Genomic DNA, 24084 nt, shown 5'->3' on the forward strand with positions numbered 1-24084 from the left:
GATTCGAAGGGGAGGGTGGATAACGACAGGAAGGCGGGAGCGATGACCGAGTACGAGACGATCCTGGTGGAGCAGCGCGGACGCGTGGGCTGGATCACCCTCCACCGTCCCGCGGCGCTCAACGCGCTGAACAGCCGGCTCGCCGAGGAGGTCAGCGCGGCCGCGCAGGCCTTCGATGCGGATGACGGCGTCGGGGCCATCGTCGTGACCGGCTCCGAGAAGGCCTTCGCGGCCGGCGCCGACATCAAGGAGATGGAGGGCATGTCCGCGGGGGAGATGCTCGAGACGGACCACTTCGGCGTCTGGCACGACTTCGCGGCCGTGCGCACGCCGGTCATCGCGGCGGTCTCCGGGTTCGCGCTCGGCGGCGGCTGCGAGCTGGCGATGATGTGCGACATTATCCTCGCTGCGGACACCGCGAAGTTCGGGCAGCCCGAGATCAACCTCGGGGTGATCCCGGGCATGGGCGGAACACAGCGGCTCATCCGCGCGGTCGGGTACTACAAGGCGGCGGAGCTCGTGCTGTCCGGGCGCTTCATGGGCGCCGAGGAGGCGGAGCGCGCCGGACTCGTGTCCCGTGTCGTCCCCGCGGCGGATCTCCTGGCCGAGGCGACGACGCTGGCCGAGACGATCGCGTCGAAGTCGCTCCCGTCGGTCTACGCCGCCAAGGCCGCGCTCGATGCGGCGATGGAGACGACGTTGTCCGCAGGCCTCGCCCACGAGAAGCAGGCGTTCGCGGCACTGTTCGACACGCACGACCAGAAGGAGGGGATGGCGGCCTTCCGCGAGAAGCGCACGCCGGACTTCCAGAACCGCTGACGGCGGGGCACAGGTCAGCCGCGCAGGGACTCCACGATCTTCGCGATCCGGCGCTCGCGCGTCGCCTCCTGCTTGGCCTCGGCGACCGCTCGGGCGTGCTCCTTGCGCGCCGAGGGTGAGAGGGCATCGAAGGCCGCGCGCACCGCGGGGTCGGCATCGAGGGCGGCGGCCAGTGCGGCCGGGACGTCGACCGTGCGTTCCGCGGTGTCGAGCCGGATCACGGCATCGACCTCCTGATCGATCTCCACCCCGAGGTCTGCGCGGGCGGCCTTGCTGAGACCGATCATGTTCTCGCCTCCCATCCGGGCCAGGCGCAGGCGCGCGGTGCGGCCGCCGATCGTGACCGCGACCGGGAAGGCCTTGCCCGCGCCGAAGGAGGCCACCTGCTCGTCGGTGAGGAGGATCGCCGCGGCGGGGCCGCGACCGGTGAGGACGGTGTGCACGCGCAGTTCGCTCATGCAGGAAGAGTACGCCCGCCATCCTCGATCGCGGCGACGAGCGCGGAGTTGCGTTCGGCGATCAGCCGCTCCATGTACCGGCCGAGCACGAGGGCGTCGACGAGGCGGCCGAGGGGTCCGAAGGGCGAGCGGAACTCGATCGTGTCGCGCATGAGGGTGCCGAGCGGGTGCTCCTCGAACACATGCTCGTGTCGGAGCTCGCGGAACGGCCCGGCGATCTGCCGGTCCGTGAACCGATGCGGCGCGTCGATGTCGAACACCACGGAACGCAGGCGGAACGGGATGCCGAAGTGCCGCGCGCGCCAGGTGACCGTGGACCCCTCGGTGAACGCACCGCCCGCGGGCTCCTCGATCATCGTCTCGTCGTAGCGCGCCATCGACTGCAGATGCAGCTCCGGGTCCAGCGCCGCGGCGAAGACGGCAGGGCGGGGTGCCGCGATCACGGTCTCGAGCACGAACCGCGGCATCAGAGCGGTTCGGGGAGGGGGCGCGGGTCGATGAAGTCGCCGGCGTCGCGGCGCAGGCGGGCGACGATGGCGACGAGCTCGGCGGCGTCGGCTTCGCTCATGCCGGGGTCGGCGAAGACGTCGGCGTTGAGGGCGGTCGTCGCCCGCTCGACGAGGTCGCGGCCGTCGTCGGTCAGGGCGAGCATCGCCGCGCGCCCGTCGTGCGGGTGCGGTTCGCGGATGACGAGGCCGTCGCGCATGAGCCGCTCGGCGGTGCTCGTGATGGTGGTGGCGTGGACCTGCAGGCGCGCGACGACGCTCGACAACGGCAGGCGTCCGGCGCGGCTGAAGGCCAGCAGGCGGAGGACCTCGTAGCGGGCGAAGCTCAGCGCGAAGGGCTTGAGGGCCGCGTCGACACGGGCCAGGAGCAGCTGTTGAGCGCGCATGACCGAGGTGACGACGGTCATGCCGTCCGCGGCCTCGGTCCAGCCGTGCGCGATCCACTGCCGCTTCGCCTCGGCGAGCGGGTCGACGGGAAGCGGGCGGGGTCGGACCACGTCTCTACGGTACCGGGGGAGGCCGCCCCCGGTCGCCAGCGGCGAGCCGTGGGGCGCGACTGTCGACTATGTATACATTCGTGGCGGAAATCGGGGGTGCGGCCTGCGGATCCCTCCGCCTTTGGCTACATAGAAGAGCGTGCGGATAGACTCAGCGTGTCGTGAGGAGCATTCGATGAAGATCTTCGTCCTGGTCAAAGAGGTGCCGGACACCTATGGCGATCGCACGTTGAATCTCGAGACCGGACTCGCCGAACGCGGCGCCGGGGATGTGGTCCTCGACGAGATCACGGAGCGGGCCCTCGAGGTCGCCCTGGCCCACGCCGACAAGAACGAGGGCACCGAGGTCGTGGCCCTCACGATGGCGCCGGAGAGCGCGACCGCCTCCGTGCGACGCGCCCTCGCGATCGGTGCCGCGTCAGCCGTGCACGTCGTCGACGAGCAGCTCGTCGGCGCCGACCTGGGCCTCACCGCCGAGGTCCTCGCCGCCGCGATCCGCCGCGGCGCCCCCGACCTCGTCATCACCGGCAACCTGTCCACCGACGGCGCCGGCGGCGTCCTCCCGGCCATGCTCGCCGAACACCTCGGCTGGGCGCAGGCCACCGCCCTCACCGCGGTCGAGATCACCGCCGATGGCGTCTCCGGCACCCGCGGCGCCGACGCGGGCAGCCAGCAGGTGACCGCGCCGCTGCCCGCCGTGATCTCCATCACCGAGGCACTCCCGGACGCCCGGTTCCCGAACTTCAAGGGCATCATGGCGGCGAAGAAGAAGCCGCTGGAGGTGCTGTCCCTCGCCGACCTCGACGTGTCGGCCGACCCGGCGGCGGCTCCGCGGACCATCATGACCGCGGTCTCGGAGAAGCCCCCGCGGGCCGCCGGGGTCAAGATCACCGACGAGGGCGATGCCGCGGAGAAGCTCGTCGAGTTCCTCGTGCAGAACAGGCTGGTGTGACATGGCGTACCCCGAGAACCCGATCCTCGTGCTCCTCGACGTCGACCCGTCCGGCGAGCTCGCCAGCAGTGCCGCCGGACTCCTCGGCGCGGCGGCGGGCATCGGCACACCGGTCGCGGTGATCGTCGGCGGTACCGAAGCCGCGGTCGCCAGCGCAGCGGAGGCCGGAGCCGCAGTCGTGCTCACGGCCGACGGCGACCCGTCCGCGCTGACGGTCCCGATCGTCGACGCGTTGCAGGCCGCCGCCGCGCAGGTGCAGCCCGCGGCCGTTCTCATCTCGAACTCGATCTCCGGACGCGATGTCGCCGGGCGGTTCGCGGTGCGGACGAAGAGCGCTCTCGCCGTCGATGCGGTCGGGGTCTCCCGCGACGACGAAGGCATCGTCGCCCACCACTCGGTCTACGGCGGGGCGTACCTCGTCGACGCGGCCGCGACGTACGGCACGCTCGTCGTCACGGTGCGTCAGGGTGCGGTGGAGGCCAGGGCCGAGGCGGTCGCCTCTCCGCAGGTCGAACAGCTCGCGGTCACTCCGTCCGGAGCGGTCGCCGCGACGGCGGGCCCCATCGAGACGGTCGAGGCCACCTCGTCCCGGCCCGAGCTGCGCGGAGCGACCCGCGTCGTGTCGGGCGGCCGCGGTCTCGCCTCGAAGGAGAAGTTCGTGCTCGTGGAGGAGCTCGCCGACGCCCTCGGGGCCGCGGTCGGCGCCTCGCGGGCCGCCGTCGACGCGGGCTACATCCCGCAGTCCCACCAGGTCGGGCAGACCGGCGTCTCGGTGTCGCCGCAGCTCTACGTCGCGCTCGGCATCTCGGGTGCGATCCAGCACAAGGCGGGTATGCAGACCTCGAAGACGATCGTCGCGGTGAACAAGGACGGCGAGGCGCCGATCTTCGACATCGCCGACTACGGCGTCGTCGGTGACCTGTTCAAGGTCGTGCCCCAGGCCGTCGAGACCTTGAAAGCGAAACAGTCCTGATATGTCCACCTTCTCCACCACGCTGCGTGCCGGCCTGCCCCGGGTCTCCGGCGGCGATCCGTGGCCCCCGGAGGGGACCGTCGGTCAGGCCGTCGAATGGGAGTCCCGCGAATGGGTGAGCGCCGAGGGTGGTGCCGCTGAGCCCGGTTTGACCGAGTCCGGTGCGACTGAGTCCGGTGCCGCTGAGGCAGTTTCGACTGAGCCCGCCGAGGCGGATGTCATCGAATCCGGTGCCGCCGAGGTGGGTGCCCCGGTGACCTCGGACGATGCCGGTTCGTCGGTCCCTGAGGCCGGCCCCGGCGACGTGTCGGCCGTCGGTGCCGACGATCACGGTGCCGCTGAACCCGGTGCTGAGGATCTCGGTGGTTCGGGCCTCGGGATCGAGGATCGCGGAGCCGATGAGTTCGGCGCCGAAGATTCCGGTGCGGCAGTTGGAGGAGGGGTGGCGGCGGCAGCCGTCGCCACCGAAGTCATCGACGTTCCGCTGCGACGCGGTCTGCCGCGCGTGAGCGGAGGAGATTCGTGGCCGCCCGAGGGCGTTGCCTCCGTCCGCGCGAGGTCCTCGGCCGGCAGTCCCGCCGCTGGCTCGGCGCAGCCTGCGGCCGATGGTGCGCCCACGGCCGCGCCTGAGCCGGGCGTGTCCGCAGCGGAAGCGTCGGAGCAGGTCTCGTCAGAGCCAGTTTCGTCGGAGCAGGTCGCTGTCTCCGAATCCGAGGTCGTGTCGAGTGCGAGCGATGTCGATAGCGCGCAGGCCGATGGGGTTGCACAGGATGAAGAGGCGCCGAGCGACGTTGTCGCGGCCGACGCGACACAGCCGACTGCCGGTGCTGCTGCGGGAGTGGCCGCCGGTGCCGGCGTCGCCGGAGCGGGGATCGCTGCCGCCTCGAGTGGGGGAGCTGCGGGCGAGGACGCCTCGGTGCCGCTGCGCCGCGGACTTCCCCGGCAGTCGGGCGGCGACCCGTGGCCGCCGGAAGGATTCGCTCCGGCCGGTGTGAAGAGCCTCGGCGCACAGTCACCGTCCACTTCGGCAGACGGTGCGTCGGCCGAGACCGGTGCTCCCGCAGAGTCGGGCGCCCCGGCGGCAGCCGCTGGCGCGTCTACGCCGGCTGCTGACTCGGCAGCGGAGCCCGAGACGACTCCCGCCGCTGAGACGAGCGCGGCACCTGCTGCGGGCAGTGCTGTCACAGCGGGCGCTGGCGCGGTCGCAGCGGCAAACCGGCCCGCCGGCGCCTCTGAACTCAGCGACGTTCCCCTGCGCCGCGGACTGCCGCGCACCTCCGGCGGCGACCCCTGGCCGCCCGAAGGCTTCGCCCCGGTCACCGCCGCTGCCTCGACGGCTGCAGCACCGACCGCCCCTGTTGCAGAGCCTGCCGCCGAGCAGGCGCCCGCTGCCTCGAGCGAAGCTGCGACAGCCGACACCTCCGCAACCGACACCGCTGCGGCGGGAACCGCCGCCGGGTCTGCCGCCGCCTCGGCGACGGCCGACGATGCCGCAGGCACGGAAGCAGCAGCAGACAAGGACGCGGCCGCCGCTGGCACGGCCGCGAAGCCGGCGGCACGCTCGGGTCTGCCGAAGACCCGGACGGGGCTGCCGAAGTCGACCGGACCGGACACGGGCAAGCCCGGTGCCAAGCCCGCAGCCCGTACCGGTCTGCCGAAGACTGCAGGCCCGGCTTCGAAGCCGGCCGAGAAGCCCGCTGCGCAGAAGCCTGCGGCGGCGACCTCGGCCGGGACCGCCTCGGCGAAGCAGACCGACGCGAAGCCGACGGAACCCGCGAAGGCATCGGCCGCCTCGGCGGGAACGACGGCGAAGGCATCGACGGCCTCGACCAAGACGGCGGAGAAGCCGAAGACAGCCGAGAAGGCGAAGGCCCAGCCGGCACGCGAACCGATCATGATCGGGTCGAAGTCGCTCGGCCAGTGGGGCAAGCTCGTGAGCCTCGGCCTCGGCGGACTCATCGTCGTCGGCGGAATCCTCATCCTCGCCGCGCGCGGCGTCACGACCCTGCCCGGTGTGCCCGAGTTCCTCGAGCGCTACCCGGGCGAGTACCACCTGCCCGACTTCGTCGAGCCGGGATTCCCGGCATGGGCGCGGTGGACGCACTTCCTCAACCTCTTCTTCATGGTTCTCATCATCCGCACGGGTCTGCAGGTGCGCCACCAGCAGAAGCCGCCGGCGTTCTACACGCCGAAGAAGGGCGGGAAGAAGATCAGCATCAACCTGTGGCTGCACACCAGCCTCGATGTGCTGTGGCTGATCAACGGCGTCGTCTTCGTCGTCCTCCTCTTCGCCTCCGGGCACTGGGCGAGGATCGTGCCCACGAGCTGGGAGGTCTTCCCGAACGCGCTGTCGGCGATGCTTCAGTACGCGACGCTCGAGTGGCCGATGGAGGACGCGTGGGTCAACTACAACGCGCTCCAGCAGCTCATGTACTTCATCGTCGTCTTCATCGCCGCCCCCCTGGCTGCGATCACCGGTGTGCGGATGAGCGAGTGGTGGCCGAAGGACGCGGCGACGCTGAACAAGATCTACCCGGCGCCGCTGGCGCGGGCGATCCACTTCCCGACGATGCTCTTCTTCGTGTTCTTCATCGCCGTCCACGTGTTCCTCGTCTTCGCGACCGGACTGCGGCAGAACCTCGGCTACATGTTCGCCGGGACGAACGTTCTCGGCTGGGCGGGAGTCATCTGGTTCATCGTGGCGATGGTCGTCGTCGTAGCGGGCTGGTTCGCGGCGAGGCCGCTGCTGCTCGCCCCGATCGCCAACCTCTTCGGGCGCGTCTCGAGCAGGTAGCCCCGGCTCCGTCAGCAGCGGACAGCACACGGCCCGATCGCAGCCCTCTCAGGCTGCGGTCGGGCCGTTTTGATTCGCGCAGGTTGCCCAGTCTTGAGTCGCGCAGGCTGGGATCGTCTGCGATCGGATGGCTCGGGAGGCTGCAGCTGCGGCCGTGCGTTGCGTGCCCTCGCGCTCAGCGACGATGCCCGGCGCTCACCGCGCGGGCGTCCTGGTCCAGTTCGTCACCCGGTCGACGAACTCGGCGACGGCGAGCTCGAGCTGACGCAGGCCCGGGTCCTCGAGCGGGAGGTGGCCTGCTCCCTGCAGGCTCACCTCCTCGAACAGTGCGGGGTCGAGGCGGGAGACGACCGGGTCGGAGAGCTCGCGCGGCGACCACCGGTCTGCAGCCGGCTGGGTGAGCAGGACCGGGCAGGCGCGGAAGCGCGCCGGTTCGATCGCAGGGGCGTAGGCGAGATAGTCCGCGAGGAATCTCAGCGGCATCGCATTCCCCGCCGAGGTGGGGTCGCCGAGGAGGACCTCCATCGCCCCGCGGTCGTTGGCAAGTGCCGACATCTTCGAGGCCAGGCGCATCGGATAGCGCAGACGCCCGAGCGGGGTCCTCGCGAGCGCCGCCATGATCGGTGCGCCGACGCGTGCGGTGGCACGGCTGCGCGCCGTGCGCTCGAGGACCTCCGGGCAGCGCTGGTCGAGGAAGGTCATGCCGACGATTCCATGGAGGACGCCCGCGAGGGCTGTCGCCGCGACGTGAAAGGCGAGCATGCCCCCGGCGGAGAGTCCGTAGAGGACGGTCGGCTTCGGATCCCTCGCCTGCTCGGCGCTGAGGAAGTCGACGACGAGTTCGACCCAGTCGGAGTACGACGGCGTGAACCCGGACCTCATCTCGGTCATTCCGAAGCCGAGATTGTCGAGGGAGACGACGTCATACCCGCGGCGGGCGAGAGGAGCGCCGAGGATGAGCGACATCTGGCGCCCGTTCGTCCCGACCCCGTGATGGAGGACGACACGTGCCGAAGCCTCCGGCTGCGTATAGCGGTCGAGATGGATGCGGTGGCCGCGCCAGCGCCAGATCTCCTCCTGCGGAGCCGTCGATTCGTCGAGCCGCAGTCGTTCCGGCAGAAACTCCTGGAGATCCTGCCAGGCCTGCTGGTCGCGGTAGAGCGGTGCTGTCATGGATCCTCCTCGCGCAGTCACAGGAACACTATAAGTCAGGAATGACACTCAGTGCCATCATTGTCCTTCGCCTACAATGCTCAGATGAGCACCCCGAACCTCCGTGAGCGCAAGCGCCGCCTCATGCAGGCCGAGATCACCGCGATCGCCCTGAGGCTGTTCCGCGAGAGGGGCTATTCCGAGACCACCGTCGACGATCTCGCCGCGGCGTCGGGGATGTCGCGGCGGACGTTCTTCCGCTACTTCCCGTCCAAGGAGGACGTCATCTCGGGCAAGTGGGTGGGGATGGGGGAGGACATGATCGCCCGGCTCCTCGCCCGCCCCGGTGACGAGGATCCGTGGACGTCCGTGCGCGCGTCGATGTCGGGGATCGTCGACCACTACGCCGACCCCGACCGGCGGGCCGACAGCTTCGCCCTCGACGAGGTCATCGACTCCACCCCGTCACTGCGGGCGGCGTTCATCGCGAAGGTCGACATCCTCGCCGAGGCGGTCGCCGCCGTCCTCGGCAAGCGCGGCGTCGAGCCCTTCCGTGCCCAGGTCATCGGCAGGGCGTGCGGGGCGGCGCTGACGATCGCGATGCGCGAGTCACGCGCACGGGGAGCCGAGGGCATCGGCGAGGATCTCGACCGTGCGATGAGGGAGTTCGCCTCGGGGCTGTGATCCGCGCGAGCAGGGGGCAGGCGCCCCCCGGTCGAGGTGGCGCGGCGGTGTCGGTGACGCGGTGCGGCTACGCCAGTGCCATGCGGACGGTCGCCTCGAACTCGCGGACATGCTCACCGGCCACCCGGCCCACCGCATCCTCGCCACCGGCGAGGATGCCCTCGAGCAGAGCGATGTGTTCGCGGATGTGGCCGAGGAGGTCGGGGATCTTCGGGAGCACGAGGCACCAGATCCGCGTCGCGAGGTCGTCGAGGCGCACGAGCGTCTCCTGCAGGTGGAGGTTGTCGACCGCGCCGTAGATGAGCCGGTGGACCTCGAGGTCGCGTTCGACGAGCAGGCGGGCGTCCATCCCCGCCTCGAGAGAGCTGAGCTCGGCGATCGTCGCCGTGAACTCCTCCCGCAGCTCGGGGCCGATGTTCCGCGCCGCGCGCCGGGCCGCGATCGGCTCGAGCGCCTCACGCATCTCCGTGATCGCCGCGAGGTCGGTGATGTCGACGTTGGAGGCGAACGTCCCGCGCCTGGGGAACGAGACGACGAGGTGCGCACCCTCGAGCCGTTTGAGGGCCTCCCGGATCGGCGTCCTCCCGACCCCGAGCTCCGCGCTCAGCGCCGCCTCGTTGATGACGTCGCCGGGGGCGATGTCGAGCATGATGAGCCGGTGCCGCAGCGCCTCGTACGCGCGGTCGGCCAGCGAGGTGCTGCTCGCCGAGGTGTCCGTCACCGATGTCATCTCGCCCTCCGTCCTCGTCATGCGTCCCAGCGGAATTCCGGGACGTTCCTGCCCGCTCGGAAATCGCTTCGCGCGAACCCATTGCCAGCGCCGGGAATCTGGGCCTAGACTACAGGAACACAGCTGATATATTAGTTGACGATTAACGATCGAGGGAGATCGCATGGCTGAGCAGCTTCCCGAACATCCAGACTTCCTCTGGCGCAACCCGGAGCCGAAGAAGTCCTACGAAGCCGTCATCATCGGCGGCGGCGGACACGGACTCGCGACCGCCTACTACCTGGCGAAGAACCATGGGATGACGGACATCGCGATCCTCGAACGCGGGTGGCTGGCCGGTGGCAACATGGCCCGGAACACGACGATCATCCGCTCGAACTACCTCTGGGACGAGTCGGCGGCGATCTACGAGCATTCGCTGAAGCTCTGGGAGCAGCTGCCCGAGGAGCTCGACTACGACTTCCTCTTCTCCCAGCGCGGTGTCCTCAACTTAGCCCACACCCTCGGCGACGTCCGGGAATCGCGCAGGCGGGTCAACGCCAATGTCCTCAACGGCGTCGACGCCGAATGGCTCGATCCGCAGCAGGTCAAGGAGGTCTGCCCGATCATCAACATCGGCGACGACCTCCGCTACCCCGTCATGGGCGCGACCTTCCAGCCGCGGGCCGGCATCGCCAAGCACGACCACGTCGCATGGGCGTTCGCCCGGAAGGCCGACGAGATGGGCGTCGACATCATCCAGAACTGCGAGGTCACCGACATCCACCGCGACGGCGACCAGGTCACCGGAGTCGAGACGACCCTCGGACGGATCGCCACGGAGAAGGTCGCGGTCGCCGTCGCCGGGCACACCTCGGTGGTGGCGGACATGGCGGGCATCCGCGTGCCCATCCAGTCCCACCCGCTCCAGGCGCTCGTCTCCGAGCTCTTCGAACCCGTCCACCCGACCGTCGTCATGTCCAACCACGTCCACGTCTACGTCTCCCAGGCGCACAAGGGCGAACTCGTCATGGGCGCCGGCGTCGACTCGTACAACGGCTACGGGCAGCGCGGGGGCTTCCACATCATCGAGGAGCAGCTCGCCGCCGCGGTCGAGCTCTTCCCGATCTTCGCCCGCGCCCACGTCCTGCGGACCTGGGGCGGCATCGTCGACGTCACCCTCGACGCCTCCCCGATCGTGTCGAAGACGGAAGTCCAGGGACTCTACGTCAACTGCGGGTGGGGCACCGGCGGCTTCAAGGGCACCCCCGGTGCGGGATTCACGTACGCGCACACGATCGCCACCGACGAACCGCACCCGCTCAACGCGCCCTTCGCGCTCGAACGCTTCGAGACCGGCCACCTCATCGACGAGCACGGCGCGGCCGCCGTCGCCCACTGACCGACCAGAGAGGACCGCCATGCTGCTCATCATCTGCCCGAACTGCGGATCCCGCGACGAATCCGAATTCACCTACGGAGGCCAGGCGCATGTGCCCTACCCCGAGGATCCGTACGCGCTCACCGACCGCGAATGGGCCGAGTACCTCTTCTATCGCGACAACGACCGCGGGCTCTTCGCCGAACGCTGGTGCCACAGCCTCGGCTGCCGGAAGTGGTTCAACGCCGTGCGCGACACCGTGACCTACGACTTCGCCGGGGTCTACCCGATGGGCCAGCCCCGGCCCGCGACCTTCGAAGGAGCGACAGGACGATGACGACGACCGACTCGCACCGGACCGATGCGACCCTGCGCCCTGAGGCAGATCGGCTCGAGACCGCGACCGGCATCGACCGCAGCCGACCGATCGGCTTCACCGTCGACGGCGTCGCCTACTCGGGGTTCGCCGGGGACACGATCGCGAGCGCCCTCATCGCCGCCGGACGCCTCGACTGCGGACCGTCGACCTACCTCGACCGGCCACGGGGGATTCTGGCCGCCGGAGTCGAGGAGCCCAACGCCCTCGTCCGCGTCCATGCCCCTGATGCCGCCGAGGTGACCGAGTCGATGCTCCAGGCCACCCGGGTCCTCATCCGCGAGGGCCTGACCGCCGAGTACCTCTCGGGCCTCGGCATCCTCGACCCCGGCCGCGACGACGCCACCTACGAGCACCGGCACACCCACACCGACGTCCTCGTCGTCGGCGCCGGTCCCGCCGGGCTCGCCGCCGCCCGGCAGGCCGCACAGTCCGGGGCCCGCGTCCTCCTCCTCGACGACGGCGTCATCCCCGGCGGGTCCCTGCTCTCCGATCCGCATGCCGTCATCGACGGGATCCTGGCCCCGGAGTGGATCGAGACGACGCTCGCCGGGGCGGCCGCCGCCGAGGAGTTCACGTACGCCCCGCGCACGACCGTCTTCGGCAGCTACGACTCGAACTACTTCGTCGCCGTAGAGGACCGGACCGGCGCCGAGGCGGGACCGAGGCAGCGGGTGTGGCACATCCGGGCCGGGCAGGTCGTCCTCGCCACCGGTGCGCATGAGCGTCCCATCGTCTTCGCCGACAACGACCGTCCCGGCATCATGCTCGCCTCCGCCGTGCGGACCTACCTCGGCCGGTACGGCGTTCTCGCCGGTGAGCGGGTCGCGATCGCGACGACGAATGACTCCGCCTATGCGCTCGTCGCTGATCTCGTCGCTGCCGGCATCGACGTCGCCGCGGTCGTCGACTCCCGCCCGACCGCCTCGGCGAGGGCGTCTCAAGTCGCCTCCGATACCGGGGTGCGGCTCATCCTCGGCTCCGCCGTCACCGGCACGGCCGGGGAGGGCCCGGGGGGACGGGTCTCCGGGATCACGGTCGCCTCCCTCGATGAGGACGGGGTGGCCGCCTCGGCGGGGGAGGACATCGCCGTCGACCTCCTCGCCGTCTCCGGCGGGTTCTCGCCCGTCATCCAGCTCCACGGGCAGCGCCGCGGACCCATCGAGTGGGATGCGGACATCGCCGCATTCGTGCCTGCCGGACCGGTCCGCGACCAGTTCACGGTCGGCGCGATGACCGGGGAGTATGCGCTGGCCGCGGCGCTGCGGCAGGGAGCGGAAGCCGGGAGTGAGGCAGCCGAGCGGGCCGGATTCGACGCCGAGCTCACGGTGCCGACGACGCCCGAGGAGATCACGGACGCAGCCCAGCGCCCGCTCTGGGTCGTCACCTCGGTCAACGACGATCCCGGAGCCCTGACCACGCATTTCGTCGACCTCCAACGCGACCAGACCGTCGCCGACATCCTCCGGGCGATGAACGCGGGCATGCGCTCGGTCGAGCACATCAAGCGCTACACGTCGATCTCGACGGCCGCCGACCAGGGCAAGACGAGCGCGGTCAACACGATCGGGACGATCGCCGCCGTCCTCGGGGAGGACGACCTCGGCGAGGTCGGGCACACGACCTTCCGGGCGCCGTTCACCCCGATCGCCTTCGCCGCACTCGCCGGGCGGCGGAAAGGGGAGCTCTTCGACCCCGCCCGGGTGACGTCGATCCATCCGTGGCACGTCGCCCACGGCGCCGAGTTCGAGGACGTCGGGCAGTGGAAGCGGCCGTGGTACTACCCGCAGCCCGGGGAGGACATGGATGCGGCGGTGCTGCGCGAATGCCGAGCCGTGCGGGAGTCCGTCGGCTTCCAGGACGCGTCGACGCTCGGCAAGATCGAGATCCGCGGTGCCGATGCCGGGAAGTTCCTCGGACGGATCTACACGAACGGGTTCTCCAAGCTCGGCGTCGGCAAGGCCCGCTACGGTCTCATGTGCACCCCGGACGGGATGATCTTCGACGACGGCGTGACCCTGCGGGTCGCCGAGGATCGCTACTACATGACGACGACGACCGGCGGAGCCGCGAAGGTCCTCGAATGGCTCGAGGAATGGCACCAGACGGAATGGCCCGACCTCGACGTCGTCTTCACCTCGGTGACGGAGGAATGGGCGACGGTCGCCGTCGCCGGCCCGAAGTCGCGGGAGGTCATCGCGAAGGTCGCCCCCGACCTTGATGTGTCCGCCGAGGCATTCGGCTTCATGGAGTTCCGACACACGACGCTCGCGAACGGAATCCCCGCGCGGATCTGCCGGATCTCGTTCTCCGGGGAGCTCGCGTTCGAGATCAACGTCGAAGCCTTCTACGGACTCGCCGTCTGGGAGATGGTCGCCGAGGCGGGAGCCGAGTTCGACATCACCCCGTACGGGACGGAGACGATGCACGTGCTCCGCGCGGAGAAGGGGTTCATCATCGTCGGACAGGACACCGACGGCACCGTCACTCCCGCCGACGCGGGCATGGAATGGATCATCTCGAAGGTCAAGGACTTCATCGGTAAGCGCTCGTTCTCCCGCCTCGACACGGCCCGGGAGGACCGCAAGCACCTCGTCGGGGTCCTCCCCGTCGACGGGCAGACCCGGCTCATCGAGGGGGCGCAGCTCGTCGCGGCCGGCACCCCGATCACCCCGGAGGACGGGCCGGTGCCGATGATCGGGCACGTCACCTCGTCCTATCTCTCCCCGACACTGAACCGGCCGTTCGGGCTCGCGCTCGTCGAGAACGGCCGCAACCGCCTCGGCGAGGTCGTCAAGTCACCGTGCGGTGACCAGGTGATCGACGTCGAGATCACCTCACCCGTGTTCTACGATCCCGAAGGGAAGCGCCGTGATGGCTGAGACTGACGCGATGGCTGAGACGGAAGAGTCCACGACCGTGCTCGAGGAGCTGCGGGTGTCCCCGGCGGCCCACCTCGCCGAGGCGATGGCTGAGGCCAGCGCGGGAGGCGGGGGTGCCGTGGGACTGCGGGAGCGCCCCTTCGCCGTGCAGATCGGGGTGCGCGCGGAGCCGGGGACCGCCTCGGCGAGGGCGATCGAAGCGGCCTTGGGGATCACCCTGCCTGAGGTCGTCGGCGAGGTGACCGGGGAGGCCGACGGCCGGCACACGGTGTGGCTGAGTCCGGACGAGTTCCTCGTCATCGACGTCTCCCGGCCGCAGCGGCCGGGGGAGACCGACGAGGCGGAGGCCGCGCTCGAGGGGCTGCCCGGGCAGGTCGTCGAACTCTCGGCGAACCGGACGATTATCGAACTCACCGGGTCGAAGGCCCGGGAGGTGCTCGAGAAGAGCTGCCGGGCCGACCTCCACCCGCGAGCGTTTCCGGTGGGGACGGCGATCGTCACGCAGCTCGGGCCCGTCCCCGTCATCCTCCACCGCTCCGGCGGCGAGGAGTTCCGGATCCTGCCGCGGTCGAGCTTCGCGGACTTCATGGTCCGCTGGCTCATCGACGGGATGGCCGAGTTCACCGGGGAGGGCATCGACGCGTTCGACGACGTCGTCGGGCACGCGCACGATGCCGGGTCGGCGGGGCACGGCGGCGCGGCGCGCGACGGCGGCTCGCACACAGCAGACAACGACCGGAAGGGCTGACAATGCCGGAATACGTCCTCTCCCTCGAATGCGATGAACGTCGGGGCATCGTCCACTCGCTCACGGGGGCGCTGCTCGACCACGGCGGCGACATCAGGGAGCTCAAGCAGTTCGACGACGCGCTGAGCAGGCGGTTCTTCCTCCGGGTCGAGTTCGAGCTCGAACCCGAGGCACTCGAGGACCTGCGGGCTGAGATCGAGAGGCTCGGCGCGGACCTCGACGCGAAGTGGAACCTCTGGCCGAAAGGGGAGAAGCGGCGCGTGCTCGTCATGGTCTCGAAGTTCGAGCACTGTCTCAACGACCTCCTCTTCCGGGCGCGCATCGGGGAGCTGCCCGTCGACATCGCCGCGGTCGTGTCGAACCATCCCGACCACCGGGAGCTCGTCGAATGGCATCACGTGCCGTTCTTCCGGATCCCGGTCACCCCGGAGACGAAGCCCGAGGCCGAGGGCAAGCTCCTCGACCTCGTCGACCGGTTCGAGATCGACCTCGTCGTCCTCGCCCGGTACATGCAGGTGCTCTCCGACGACCTCGCACGCGAGCTGACGGGCAAGGCGATCAACATCCACCACTCGTTCCTCCCTTCGTTCAAGGGCGCCAAGCCCTACCACCAGGCGTACGAGCGGGGTGTGAAGACCGTCGGGGCGACCGCCCACTTCGTCAACAGCGAGCTCGACGAGGGGCCGATCATCGCGCAGGCCGTCACCGAGGTCGACCACGCCTTCGGCCCGCAGGACCTCGTCGCCGCCGGCCGCGACACCGAATGCAAGGCGCTGTCGAACGCCGTGAAGTGGCACTGCGAGGGCAGGGTGTTCCTCAACGGGAAGCGGACCGTCGTCCTGAGGTGAGGGCGGGTTCGGCCGTCGGCGCTCGCGCTCCCGGAGGAGGATCCAGTTCGAAATCGGGCTCGGTTTCGCACTGGATCCTCCTCGCTGGGGATCGGCCGGTCCGCGTGGGGCTGAGAATCGCTGAGGTGCTGCCGCGACGCGCGAGCATTCTGCTCAGTCACGCCCCTCTCTGGGGATGAGCAGGACGGCGATGACGCTGAGGGCGAGCAGCGGCAGGGCCCAGAGAGCGGCTGTGACATACCCGAGCTGAGCTGGGAAGAGTGTCCCAGGGGCAGTCGCCACGACGAGCAGGAGCCCCGCGAGTGCGCTGCCGATGCTGAAACCGCTGGCCCTGACGATCTGGTTGATCGAGAGGACGCTTGCCGTCTCTGACTTCGGGACGCCGGTGAGGACGAGCTGCGGCATGATGGCGGATATGCCGCCCACGCCGAGACCGAGCACGCTCATCGCCGCAAGCACGGCTGCGAGCGAATCGAGCAGCAGGACGACGACGACCGTGGATGCGGTGAAGGCGGTGTAGACGATGAACGTCGGCTTTGCCGAGAGTCTGTCGACCAGCCACGGTGTCAGTCTGCCGGCAGCGAACCCGAGGACTGAGAACGGGATGAGAGCGGCACCGGCAGCGGTGTTCGACAGGTCGAAGCCGTATCCCGCTTGGACGGGCGTCTGCACGAATCGGGTGAGCAGAGAGAACAGCAGGTACATGGCGATGGCTGAACCGAACATCGCAATATTTGCCAGCAGGATGTTCCTGGTGAAGAAGAGCCTGAGATCCACCAAGGGCGCCTGGCTTCGACGCTCAACATGCAGCCAGCAGCCGAACGCAGCGCAGGCGATGAGGAGTATCGCGGCCCCGGCCCATAGAGGGTTCCAGACCGAGGGTTGCGACACCGTCAGCAGCACGCCGAGGACCCCGAGGCCGAGCAGAACGGCGCCGAGGGCGTCAACAGGGGTGCCTTCGGTCGGGACTGATCGGGGGAACGCTCGCCAGGCGACGATGAACGCAGTCAGCGAGAGCAGGAAGCCGCAGCCGTACGCCGCGCGGAGTCCGGCGGCCTCGCTGATGAATCCCATCAGCGGATAGGCCACTCCGATGCCGACAGTGGACGCGACCGATACTGTGGCGATGGTCTTCCTCGCCCGGTCGGCGGGCAAGGTGTCACGGGCGAGGCTCATGAGCAGCGGAATCACCCCGAGACCGAGTCCCTGCAGGCCCCGTCCTGCAACGAGCACGCCGAAGGGCGCCGGCACTGCGGTGAGAAGGCCGCCGAGCGCGACCAGGGCGAGGGTGCCGAGTATCGTCTCCTGTCGCTGCGAACCGGCGCCCAGTCGGCCGAGGACCGGGGCTGTGACCGCCCCAGAGAACAGAGTGATGGTCAGGGTCCACTGTGCTTCGTCGAGTGCGATGTCGAGATCGAGTGCGACTGCGGTGATGAGTGGGGCGCCGACGCCTCCGACCACGGAGCCGAGCAGTGCCACGGCGACGATGGCGCGGCCGAGACCTCGGGCGTTGAGGTCGGATTCCCGCGTTGTCACCGGTTGGTCTCGTCGCTGATGTGGGCGAACAGGCCGGGACGGATCCGTGTGCGCATTCCCCCAGCCCACGTCTCGTCGATCTGTTCCAGGTCGAGTGCTGCTCCGACGTTGAGGAGCATTCCGAATGCGAGGAAGGTCTTGACCGTCACCGGATCGAGCGAGGTCGTCTCCGAGACGACCTGCCACATGCGGGCGAACCGTTCGCGCACTGCTTCCTTCACCTCGGCGTCTCCGCATGCGGCCAGTCCCTGCAGCTGCAGCAGCAGGGCGGTCCGGTCGGCAAGGAGGTCGTAATATTCGGTTCCCATCCTCTCCAGCGAACGGATCCCGGTGCGTCCTGAGCCCGCTGTGAGCATCCCACTGCTCGTCCGTTCGAAGGCCGAAGTGACGAGCTCGATGAACAGCGCCTTCTTCGTCCCGAACAGACGAAAGATGTAGGCCTGGGTGATGCCCGCCGAACGCGCGATCGCCTCCGTGGACGCGCCGTGCAGGCCGTGCTCCGCGAACTCCTCGGCGGCGATCCCGAGAACCTGTCTGCGGCGCTCCTCGCCGCTCATTCGTTGTGCCATGTCTTTAAGTTAGAAGTTAGTAACTACTTATCAAAGAGCTGCGTCCGCGCGCTCCCGGAGGAGGATCCGGTGCGAAAACGGGCGCGGTTTCGCACCGGATCCTCCTCCCTAGGCGCCCCGCTGCCGGAATAGTCCTCCCGTGCGCACGGTTCGCATGAGTGCCGGAATCCTTCGGCGACACCGTGCGCTGGAGCGCCCCAAGCGAAAGGCCGACCATGTCCGAGAAGACCATCACGATGTACGGAGCAGAGTGGTGCGGCGACTGCCGACGCACCAAGAAGCAGCTGATCGAACTCGGCGTCGACTTCGACTACATCGACCTCGTCGTCGAGCCGGAGAAGGCCGACGAGGCCAAGGAGATCTCGGGTCGGACGAACATCCCCGTCGTCGTCTATCCTGATGGCTCCCACCAGGTCGAGCCGACGAACCCCGAGGTGCTCGCTAAGCTCAGGTACCTTTCCTTCGTCTGACCCTCTCGTTGCGCTCGCCCGCCGAGGGGACCACCTGATGGCGAGGGAGCAAGCTGGGAGGCGCGCGCTCGCCGCTCAGTGGTCCCTTCGACCACGGGAGAGGCATCGAGACGGACACTTCGCGCCGAGACCGACACTCAGAACTGTCGGTCTCGGCGCGAAGTGTCTGTCTCGGCGGAGGCTTCTGAGCTCGCAGGCTCCGCGTCGGCGGCGAGCGCCTCGGCGATGATCTTCGTCTCGCGGCGCAGCAAAGCGACGAGGTGTTCGACCCGCTGACCGGTGACGCGGTCGGCGATCGACGCGATCGACAGGGCCGCGCGGGGACGGCCCCCACGGACCCTGAGCGCGACGCCTACTGCCCACGAACCCTGCGCGAAGAGCCCGGGATTGTGGACGAAGCCGTCGATGCGGGCCTGGTCGATGATGTCGCGCAGCTGGTCGATGCGGACCTTCGGGTACCGCTCGGCGAGGATCTGCTCGTTCGCCTCGAACAGGGCGTCCACCTCGGCGGGGGAGAGTTCCGCCATGATCGCGAGACTGCCGGCTCCGATCCCCAGCGGATGCCGGTCGCCGACGGCGAGCGCGTTGTTGAAGATGTCCCCGAAGCCCTCCTCGCGCCGTGCGCAGATCGCAAAGCTGCCGGTGCGCAGCGTGAGGAACGCCGTGTCCTGGGTGATCTCGGCCAGGCGCAACAGGCTCGACTCCGATTCGATGACGAGCGGGTCGACGGACTTCTGCGCGAGCTGACCGAGGATCTGCGACTGCACGCCGAGGCGGTACCCGCCCTCGTCGAGGCGCTCGACGTAGCCCATCGCGATGAGAGCCTGGAGCATGCGGTGGACGCTCGCCTTCGGACGCCCGCTGATCGTCGCGATCTCGGAGAGGCCCGCGCCGCCCGTGCGTTCGCTGGCGAGGAGGCCGACGAGGCCCAGCAGCGACAGCGCCCGCTGGATGCTCTGCGCTCCGGTGCCCGGCTCGAGATCATCGACGGCGTGGGCGACGTTGAACGACGCCGATCGGCGCAGGATCTTCCCGCGCATCCTCATCCGCCCCAGGTCGTCCGGGTCCACGCCGCTGCCCATGGTCTGATTATCGCGCGCAGCCCTCAGCGCACCGCGCGGAATCCATGATGTGGAACCTTTCGTCCGGACCCGGTGACAGGTCGTTCACATGGCGAGCCGGGACGGATCAGTCTCAGGTTTCCCTGTCATTGCGCTGGTTCGAGGACTATTGTCGAAGCACGACGGATTCGGGAGGAACCATGACCGTCACGTACACGTTCGATGTCTTCAGCAGCCTCGACTCGCGGGCGAGCGTCACCGAGGACGCGGACTGGGGCGGCTATTGGGGCAAGCAGGGACCCGAACTCCTCGAGGAGCGCCTCGGCGAGTACTCCGGCGACCAGCGGCTCGTTCTCGGCGCGAACACGTACCGGGCGTTCGCGGCGATGGTCGCGTCAGCCGGCGAGGGCGACGACGTCTTCGACCCGTGGGTCACGGAGATGCGGAACCTGCCGACGACGGTCATCTCGAACACGCTGGAGGAGCCCCTGGACTGGCCGGACGCCACGCTCGTGCGCGGCGATGCCGTCGACGTCGTCGCCCGGCTCAAAGAGCAGTCCGATGTCCCGCTGCGCTCGCACGGGAGCCTGTCGATGAACCGCTCCCTCATGGCGGCCGGACTCGTCGACCGCCTCCAGGTGACGATCTTCCCGGCGCTCACCGGCCGCACGGGCACCGAACCGATCTTTGACGGGACCGAGGACTTCGACCTCGAACTCCTCTACTCCCGCACCCTCGACGGGCGCACACAGGAACTCATCTACCGTCCTCACCTGCACTGACACGGGGACTCAGGGGCCACCTCGGGGGGACCGACCCCGTCCGATCCATGATGTGGAACTCTGCCTGCTCACTGTCCGGCCGCCTCGGCGCGGTTCCGTCCTAGACTCGCATCGTCCGGTCCCGAGTGCCACTGCCCGGACGAACGCGGCCCCATCCGGGTCGCGGCGATCCCGACGATGCGAAGGAGACGACGTGGGTGAGGCGGTCCTCGACCTCAGCGAGGTGACGTTCCGACGCGGGCAGACGCAGATCCTCCACGGCATCGACCTGCGGATCGACCGCGGCGAACACTGGGTCCTCCTCGGACCGAACGGAGCGGGGAAGTCGACGCTGCTCAGCTTCGCCTCGGCGCAGGTGTTCCCGACCTCGGGCACGGTCGACGTCCTCGGCAGGCGGATGGGCAGGGTCGAGCTCGCGGCCCTGCGACGGCACATCGGGCACGTCAATCCCCGGCATCCGCTGCGGTCGAACCTCACCGTCCGCGACGTCGTCCTCACCGGGGTGACCGGGACGATCGAGCGTCCTCTGCGGTGGGAGGCGAACCCCGAGGAGATCGCGCGTGCCGAAGCGATGATCGCCGAGGTGGGTCTGGCCTCCCGGGCCGACGCCGGGTGGCGGATCCTCTCCCAGGGCGAGCGGGGTCGCGCGCTCGTCGCCCGCGCTCTCGTCTCGGCGCCCGAACTCCTCCTCTTCGACGAACCGACGACCGGCCTCGACGTCGCCGCCCGCGAGCAGTTGCTCGAGACCATCGACGCCCTGTCGGTGAGCTCGCCGGAGCTGACGACGCTGCTCGTCACCCATCACCTCGAGGAGATCCCCGAGACGACCTCGCACGCCGTGCTCATCTCCCGCGGTCGGCTCACCGCCGCCGGCCCGATCGCCGAGGTGCTCACCACCGAGGCCGTCTCCGCCGCCTTCGAGCACCCGATCGCGGTCGGCCATTCAGACGGTCGCTGGTCGGCGCGAGCGGTGCGGACGATGCCGGCCGCGGGCAGTGCCGTGGTCTAGAGTCGCCTTCAGGCGAGCGGACGCCGCCGTGGTCTGCCGGGGACACCGCCGTTGTCTGACACGGGGATCGCCGACACAGGGTCGTGATTCCCCGACAAGAGGGTCTGGTGCGGACGCCCAGAGACGGGCAGACTGTGGGGACGGGCGAGCGTCGCCCGCCGGTCGAGGGAAGTGAGGACCCGATGGGACATCACAAGGACAACGACGAACTGCGCGAGGACCGCTTCGAGCAGGACAAGGCCCGCCAGGAGATGCGCGACGAGGTCTTCGCCGACACCGACGGCGACGTCGACGACCAGGGCTCGCAGGACGAACGGCGCAAGGACGGGCTCGACCCGGCCTCCCGCGCCGACGAGGAGGAGTGACTCGAGCGCCTCAGTGCGGTGACCCGACCGCCGCAGTGCGGGTCGGCTCATTGCGGTTGGCCTCGTTGCAGATCGGTGCAGCCGAGACCTAGGCTGGAGCCATGAAGATGAGCACAGTCTGGAGCGCCCTCGGCGCGATCCTCGCGATCATCGTCGCGTGGTGGATCGTCAGCGCCGTGTTCTCGATCGCGTGGTTCCTCGTCAAGGCGGTCATCGTCATCGCCGTCGCCGCGATCGTCTTCGGCTTCATCAAGGGCGCCTTCCGTTCGCAGGATCGGCAGCGCCCGACTCCGTGACGACGATCCGCGCGGCCAGCGTCGTCATCGTCGACGACCGGTCGCGCGTGCTCCTCGTCCAGCGCGGCAGGAACCCCGACAAGGGACGATGGTCCGTGCCCGGAGGCAAGTGCGAACCCGGTGAGTCCTTCGCCGAGGCGGCTGCCCGGGAAGCGTACGAAGAGACCGGGCTGCGCGTCGAGATCGGCCGCGAGCTCTGGTCGCTGACGATCCCGATCGGCGACGGAGTCGAGTACGACGTCCACGACTTCGCAGCCACCGTCATCGGCGGTGAGCTCTCCGCCGGCGACGACGCCGCCGAGGCGCGCTGGTTCGCCGAGGCCGAACTCGATGCCCTCGACCTCACCCACGACCTTGCCGGCTGCCTCCGCCGAGCCGAGGTCTTCGGGCCCGGCACCGCGGCTAGGTGAGCCCGTCGAAGCCCGTGTTCGCCCCGCAGAGGACGACACCGACCTTCTCACCGGGCTCGGGCACGTAGCCCTCCGCACTGCGGATCCCTGCGAGCGCGGCTGCCGCGGCATGTTCGACGACGAGACGATGGTCGGCCCACAGATGTCGGCGTGCCGCGATGATCTCCTCGTCGCGTACGAGCACCGAGGTGACGAGATCGGTCTGCGCGGCGTCCAGCGCCAGGGGAGTGGCCCGCCGCGCCCCGAGGGAATCCGCCGCCACCGAGTCGACGGCGACGTCGACGGGCTGGCCGGCCTCGAGTCCGGCATTGAAGGCGCGGCTGCCGACGGGTTCGACGGCGACCGTTCGCACCCCGTGGAACGTCGCCGCCGTCGCGACACCCGCGAAGAGTCCGCCCCCGCCGACGGAGACGACGACGGTGTCGAGATCGGGCACCTGCGCGAGCAGCTCCGTGAACACGGTCCCCGCTCCTGCGGCGATGAGCGGGTGGTCGTACGCGTGCGAGGACAGAGCCCCCGAGGACTCCGCGAACTCCGCACACGCCAGCGCCGCCTCGGCGTACTCGGCTCCGACCTGCCGGACCTCGGCACCGTACGAGCGCAGCCGATCGACCTTGACGGTCGGGGCGTTCGCGGGGACGAACACCGTCGCCGGGACCCCGGCCTCCGCGGCGGCCCACGCGCATGCGAGTCCCGCGTTCCCGCCGGAGGCGATCGTCATGCCCGCATCGGGGAACGTCCCCTCGGCGAGGTGGGGGCGGATGAAGTTCTGCGCCCCGCGCGCCTTGAACGTCCCCGTGTACTGCATGAACTCGAGCGCGAAATAGAGACCCGAGGCCTCGGGGTCGCTCGTCGGGGGAGCGACCCACGTCGCGCCCGTGTCCGTCTCCGCGTGCGGGCGGCGTCCTGGCTGCGCCGAGGCGACCGCGAGGGGGCGGACGCGACCGGTGATCCGTTCGGCGGCCGCTTCGATGTCGGGGTAGGTGAGCGGGTCCGGGTGCGTCACGGCTTCCTCCAGACGGAAACGTGTGAGGGGCTCTCGGCGGTGAACGGCGTCCTCTCCCAGTCGGCGAAGCGCCCTTCGGGCTCGAGCCCGGCGAGACGGGCCATGAGGTCGAGTTCGGAGGGCCACACGTAGCGGAAGTGGTGCGGTGAATAGCGGAAGGTCGCGCCGTCCCTCGTGAGATGGTGCGAGGTCGCCCGCTGCGTGATGGGGTCGAGGGTGTCGAAGCCGACGTGCTCGTCGGTGACGTCGAAGGGGACAGCGGTCTGGCCCGGCGGCAGCCGTCGCAGGGGTGGGACGGTGTTCTCGATGACGAAGCGTCCGCCCGGACGCAGATGGGAGGCAGCGTTGGCGAAGCAGGCGACCTGCGCGTCCTGGGTGACGAGATTGCCGATCGTGTTGTAGACGAGGTAGACGAGCGAGTGCCCTCCGGCTACATGCGTCGACGTCATGTCGCCGATCGTCACCGGGATGTCGGGGGCCTTCTGCCGGAGGCGCTCGGCCATCGGCTCCGAGAGCTCGATGCCCGAGACCGGGACTCCGCGCTCGTGCAGGGGGATCGCGACCCGCCCGGTCCCGATCGCGAACTCGACGGCGCTTCCCCCGGCCGCCGCCTCGGCGAGGAAGGCCGTCGTCGCTGTGAGGAGCGCCGGGGCGAACATCGGATCCTCGGCATCGTCGTAGTTCTGCGCCTGCTCGCGTGTCCAGACATCGCTGTCGACCATGCGCTCAGGCTAGCAAACACGTGCACGAGCGTCGTCGGCTCACCTCGGCGAGGTGGGCGATCACCCTCACCGAGGCTGC

26 protein-coding genes are annotated in these 24084 nt (G+C 69.6%); 16 read left to right on the forward strand and 10 right to left on the reverse strand.

The window, feature by feature from the left end; genetic code table 11:
* The first annotated feature begins 42 nt into the window (after window positions 1-42).
* Window positions 43-819 carry an enoyl-CoA hydratase-related protein gene (locus tag B2W79_RS08860; RefSeq protein ID WP_292788712.1) on the forward strand — a complete coding sequence of 259 codons (777 nt, stop codon included), beginning with the start codon at window positions 43-45 and terminating at the stop codon, window positions 817-819.
* A gap of 14 nt (window positions 820-833) precedes the next feature.
* On the opposite strand, the gene B2W79_RS08865 is transcribed toward B2W79_RS08860, so the two are convergent.
* Genes B2W79_RS08865 through B2W79_RS08875 form a run of 3 tightly spaced genes read right to left on the reverse strand, consistent with a single transcriptional unit; the run spans window position 834 to window position 2280 of the window.
* Window positions 834-1277 carry a YdeI/OmpD-associated family protein gene (locus B2W79_RS08865; protein ID WP_071329145.1) on the reverse strand — a complete coding sequence of 148 codons (444 nt, stop codon included), beginning with the start codon at window positions 1275-1277 and terminating at the stop codon, window positions 834-836.
* The gene (locus B2W79_RS08870; protein WP_292788715.1) at window positions 1274-1744 is read right to left on the reverse strand and encodes an SRPBCC family protein; all 471 of its coding nucleotides are present in this window, start codon (window positions 1742-1744) and stop codon (window positions 1274-1276) included. Before B2W79_RS08870 ends, B2W79_RS08865 begins: the two co-directional genes overlap by 4 nt.
* Window positions 1744-2280: a MarR family winged helix-turn-helix transcriptional regulator gene (locus tag B2W79_RS08875; protein WP_071329144.1), complete on the reverse strand. Its 537-nt coding sequence runs from the start codon at window positions 2278-2280 to the stop codon at window positions 1744-1746. Before B2W79_RS08875 ends, B2W79_RS08870 begins: the two co-directional genes overlap by 1 nt.
* Before the next feature lie 175 nt (window positions 2281-2455).
* Here B2W79_RS08875 and B2W79_RS08880 point away from each other — a divergent pair, with 175 nt between their 5' ends.
* The 3 genes from B2W79_RS08880 to B2W79_RS08890 are packed head-to-tail and all read left to right on the forward strand — an operon-like array spanning window position 2456 to window position 6999.
* On the forward strand, window positions 2456-3232 hold the full coding sequence (locus B2W79_RS08880) for an electron transfer flavoprotein subunit beta/FixA family protein (RefSeq protein ID WP_071329143.1): 777 nt from the start codon (window positions 2456-2458) through the stop codon (window positions 3230-3232).
* A gap of 1 nt (window position 3233) precedes the next feature.
* Window positions 3234-4205 carry an electron transfer flavoprotein subunit alpha/FixB family protein gene (locus B2W79_RS08885; protein WP_292788718.1) on the forward strand — a complete coding sequence of 324 codons (972 nt, stop codon included), beginning with the start codon at window positions 3234-3236 and terminating at the stop codon, window positions 4203-4205.
* Window position 4206: 1 nt separating this feature from the next.
* The gene (locus tag B2W79_RS08890; RefSeq protein WP_131248213.1) at window positions 4207-6999 is read left to right on the forward strand and encodes a cytochrome b/b6 domain-containing protein; all 2793 of its coding nucleotides are present in this window, start codon (window positions 4207-4209) and stop codon (window positions 6997-6999) included.
* Between the two features lie 195 nt (window positions 7000-7194).
* Here the strand turns inward: B2W79_RS08890 and B2W79_RS08895 are convergent, their stop codons facing one another.
* Window positions 7195-8172 carry an alpha/beta hydrolase gene (locus B2W79_RS08895; RefSeq protein ID WP_063248742.1) on the reverse strand — a complete coding sequence of 326 codons (978 nt, stop codon included), beginning with the start codon at window positions 8170-8172 and terminating at the stop codon, window positions 7195-7197.
* An 84-nt stretch (window positions 8173-8256) separates the two neighbouring features.
* On the opposite strand from B2W79_RS08895, the gene B2W79_RS08900 reads away from it, so the two are divergent.
* Window positions 8257-8835 carry a TetR family transcriptional regulator gene (locus B2W79_RS08900; protein ID WP_131248212.1) on the forward strand — a complete coding sequence of 193 codons (579 nt, stop codon included), beginning with the start codon at window positions 8257-8259 and terminating at the stop codon, window positions 8833-8835.
* Window positions 8836-8902: 67 nt separating this feature from the next.
* Here the strand turns inward: B2W79_RS08900 and B2W79_RS08905 are convergent, their stop codons facing one another.
* Window positions 8903-9565, reverse strand: a complete 663-nt coding sequence (locus B2W79_RS08905; RefSeq protein WP_292788816.1) for a GntR family transcriptional regulator — start codon at window positions 9563-9565, stop codon at window positions 8903-8905.
* Between the two features lie 163 nt (window positions 9566-9728).
* Between B2W79_RS08905 and B2W79_RS08910 the strand changes: the two genes are divergently transcribed.
* From B2W79_RS08910 to purU, 5 genes are read left to right on the forward strand one after another with little or no spacing between them, the layout of a single operon-like run.
* Entirely contained in the window at window positions 9729-10946 is a 1218-nt protein-coding gene (locus B2W79_RS08910) for a sarcosine oxidase subunit beta family protein (RefSeq protein WP_063248741.1), read from the forward strand.
* A 19-nt stretch (window positions 10947-10965) separates the two neighbouring features.
* A complete protein-coding gene (locus B2W79_RS08915) occupies window positions 10966-11262 on the forward strand; it encodes a sarcosine oxidase subunit delta (protein WP_009379706.1) in 297 nt (98 codons plus the stop codon).
* A complete protein-coding gene (locus tag B2W79_RS08920; RefSeq protein WP_292788735.1) occupies window positions 11259-14183 on the forward strand; it encodes a glycine cleavage T C-terminal barrel domain-containing protein in 2925 nt (974 codons plus the stop codon). The genes B2W79_RS08915 and B2W79_RS08920 overlap by 4 nt, the downstream gene beginning before the upstream one ends.
* 10 nt (window positions 14184-14193) lie before the next feature.
* Window positions 14194-14931, forward strand: coding sequence for a sarcosine oxidase subunit gamma (locus tag B2W79_RS08925; protein ID WP_313420311.1), 738 nt, complete (start codon window positions 14194-14196; stop codon window positions 14929-14931).
* Between the two features lie 2 nt (window positions 14932-14933).
* Window positions 14934-15779 carry a formyltetrahydrofolate deformylase gene (gene purU / locus B2W79_RS08930; RefSeq protein ID WP_009379701.1) on the forward strand — a complete coding sequence of 282 codons (846 nt, stop codon included), beginning with the start codon at window positions 14934-14936 and terminating at the stop codon, window positions 15777-15779.
* Between the two features lie 153 nt (window positions 15780-15932).
* On the opposite strand, the gene B2W79_RS08935 is transcribed toward purU, so the two are convergent.
* A complete protein-coding gene (locus tag B2W79_RS08935) occupies window positions 15933-17315 on the reverse strand; it encodes an MFS transporter (RefSeq protein WP_063248738.1) in 1383 nt (460 codons plus the stop codon).
* A complete protein-coding gene (locus tag B2W79_RS08940) occupies window positions 17312-17884 on the reverse strand; it encodes a TetR/AcrR family transcriptional regulator (protein WP_231882139.1) in 573 nt (190 codons plus the stop codon). The genes B2W79_RS08935 and B2W79_RS08940 overlap by 4 nt, the downstream gene beginning before the upstream one ends.
* A 215-nt stretch (window positions 17885-18099) precedes the next feature.
* Between B2W79_RS08940 and B2W79_RS08945 the strand changes: the two genes are divergently transcribed.
* Window positions 18100-18354, forward strand: coding sequence for a glutaredoxin family protein (locus B2W79_RS08945; RefSeq protein WP_063248736.1), 255 nt, complete (start codon window positions 18100-18102; stop codon window positions 18352-18354).
* A 137-nt stretch (window positions 18355-18491) separates the two neighbouring features.
* On the opposite strand, the gene B2W79_RS08950 is transcribed toward B2W79_RS08945, so the two are convergent.
* On the reverse strand, window positions 18492-19436 hold the full coding sequence (locus tag B2W79_RS08950) for an IclR family transcriptional regulator (RefSeq protein WP_131248210.1): 945 nt from the start codon (window positions 19434-19436) through the stop codon (window positions 18492-18494).
* A gap of 179 nt (window positions 19437-19615) precedes the next feature.
* On the opposite strand from B2W79_RS08950, the gene B2W79_RS08955 reads away from it, so the two are divergent.
* The 5 genes from B2W79_RS08955 to B2W79_RS08975 all read left to right on the forward strand — a co-directional run bounded on the left by B2W79_RS08955 (window position 19616) and on the right by B2W79_RS08975 (window position 22277).
* Window positions 19616-20197, forward strand: a complete 582-nt coding sequence (locus B2W79_RS08955; RefSeq protein ID WP_131248209.1) for a dihydrofolate reductase family protein — start codon at window positions 19616-19618, stop codon at window positions 20195-20197.
* Window positions 20198-20390: 193 nt separating this feature from the next.
* Window positions 20391-21206, forward strand: a complete 816-nt coding sequence (locus B2W79_RS08960) for an ABC transporter ATP-binding protein (protein WP_131248208.1) — start codon at window positions 20391-20393, stop codon at window positions 21204-21206.
* A 182-nt stretch (window positions 21207-21388) separates the two neighbouring features.
* On the forward strand, window positions 21389-21571 hold the full coding sequence (locus B2W79_RS08965) for a hypothetical protein (protein ID WP_009379686.1): 183 nt from the start codon (window positions 21389-21391) through the stop codon (window positions 21569-21571).
* 101 nt (window positions 21572-21672) lie between these two features.
* Entirely contained in the window at window positions 21673-21867 is a 195-nt protein-coding gene (locus B2W79_RS08970; RefSeq protein WP_172707635.1) for a hypothetical protein, read from the forward strand.
* On the forward strand, window positions 21864-22277 hold the full coding sequence (locus B2W79_RS08975; protein WP_201671826.1) for an NUDIX domain-containing protein: 414 nt from the start codon (window positions 21864-21866) through the stop codon (window positions 22275-22277). Before B2W79_RS08970 ends, B2W79_RS08975 begins: the two co-directional genes overlap by 4 nt.
* Here the strand turns inward: B2W79_RS08975 and B2W79_RS08980 are convergent.
* On the reverse strand, window positions 22270-23283 hold the full coding sequence (locus tag B2W79_RS08980; protein WP_063248734.1) for a serine/threonine dehydratase: 1014 nt from the start codon (window positions 23281-23283) through the stop codon (window positions 22270-22272). The two genes, B2W79_RS08975 and B2W79_RS08980, sit on opposite strands and share 8 nt — an antisense overlap.
* Window positions 23280-24005, reverse strand: coding sequence for a class I SAM-dependent DNA methyltransferase (locus B2W79_RS08985; RefSeq protein ID WP_063248733.1), 726 nt, complete (start codon window positions 24003-24005; stop codon window positions 23280-23282). The genes B2W79_RS08980 and B2W79_RS08985 overlap by 4 nt, the downstream gene beginning before the upstream one ends.
* Window positions 24006-24084: the final 79 nt, after the last annotated feature.

It is taken from the genome of Microbacterium sp. UBA7513 (assembly GCF_002478345.1).
GTDB lineage: Bacteria > Actinomycetota > Actinomycetes > Actinomycetales > Microbacteriaceae > Microbacterium.

Excerpts from the sequence above, each read along its gene's own strand:
- B2W79_RS08860 (WP_292788712.1), top strand. The coding sequence starts at position 43 with ATGACCGAGTACGAGACGATCCTGGTGGAGCAGCGCGGACGCGTGGGC.
- B2W79_RS08865 (WP_071329145.1), bottom strand. The coding sequence starts at position 1,277 with ATGAGCGAACTGCGCGTGCACACCGTCCTCACCGGTCGCGGCCCCGCC.
- B2W79_RS08870 (WP_292788715.1), bottom strand. The coding sequence starts at position 1,744 with ATGCCGCGGTTCGTGCTCGAGACCGTGATCGCGGCACCCCGCCCTGCC.
- B2W79_RS08880 (WP_071329143.1), top strand. The coding sequence starts at position 2,456 with ATGAAGATCTTCGTCCTGGTCAAAGAGGTGCCGGACACCTATGGCGAT.
- B2W79_RS08885 (WP_292788718.1), top strand. The coding sequence starts at position 3,234 with ATGGCGTACCCCGAGAACCCGATCCTCGTGCTCCTCGACGTCGACCCG.
- B2W79_RS08890 (WP_131248213.1), top strand. The coding sequence starts at position 4,207 with ATGTCCACCTTCTCCACCACGCTGCGTGCCGGCCTGCCCCGGGTCTCC.
- B2W79_RS08895 (WP_063248742.1), bottom strand. The coding sequence starts at position 8,172 with ATGACAGCACCGCTCTACCGCGACCAGCAGGCCTGGCAGGATCTCCAG.
- B2W79_RS08900 (WP_131248212.1), top strand. The coding sequence starts at position 8,257 with ATGAGCACCCCGAACCTCCGTGAGCGCAAGCGCCGCCTCATGCAGGCC.
- B2W79_RS08905 (WP_292788816.1), bottom strand. The coding sequence starts at position 9,565 with ATGACATCGGTGACGGACACCTCGGCGAGCAGCACCTCGCTGGCCGAC.
- B2W79_RS08910 (WP_063248741.1), top strand. The coding sequence starts at position 9,729 with ATGGCTGAGCAGCTTCCCGAACATCCAGACTTCCTCTGGCGCAACCCG.
- B2W79_RS08915 (WP_009379706.1), top strand. The coding sequence starts at position 10,966 with ATGCTGCTCATCATCTGCCCGAACTGCGGATCCCGCGACGAATCCGAA.
- B2W79_RS08920 (WP_292788735.1), top strand. The coding sequence starts at position 11,259 with ATGACGACGACCGACTCGCACCGGACCGATGCGACCCTGCGCCCTGAG.
- B2W79_RS08925 (WP_313420311.1), top strand. The coding sequence starts at position 14,194 with ATGGCTGAGACGGAAGAGTCCACGACCGTGCTCGAGGAGCTGCGGGTG.
- purU (WP_009379701.1), top strand. The coding sequence starts at position 14,934 with ATGCCGGAATACGTCCTCTCCCTCGAATGCGATGAACGTCGGGGCATC.
- B2W79_RS08940 (WP_231882139.1), bottom strand. The coding sequence starts at position 17,884 with ATGGCACAACGAATGAGCGGCGAGGAGCGCCGCAGACAGGTTCTCGGG.
- B2W79_RS08945 (WP_063248736.1), top strand. The coding sequence starts at position 18,100 with ATGTCCGAGAAGACCATCACGATGTACGGAGCAGAGTGGTGCGGCGAC.
- B2W79_RS08950 (WP_131248210.1), bottom strand. The coding sequence starts at position 19,436 with ATGGGCAGCGGCGTGGACCCGGACGACCTGGGGCGGATGAGGATGCGC.
- B2W79_RS08955 (WP_131248209.1), top strand. The coding sequence starts at position 19,616 with ATGACCGTCACGTACACGTTCGATGTCTTCAGCAGCCTCGACTCGCGG.
- B2W79_RS08965 (WP_009379686.1), top strand. The coding sequence starts at position 21,389 with ATGGGACATCACAAGGACAACGACGAACTGCGCGAGGACCGCTTCGAG.
- B2W79_RS08970 (WP_172707635.1), top strand. The coding sequence starts at position 21,673 with ATGAAGATGAGCACAGTCTGGAGCGCCCTCGGCGCGATCCTCGCGATC.
- B2W79_RS08985 (WP_063248733.1), bottom strand. The coding sequence starts at position 24,005 with ATGGTCGACAGCGATGTCTGGACACGCGAGCAGGCGCAGAACTACGAC.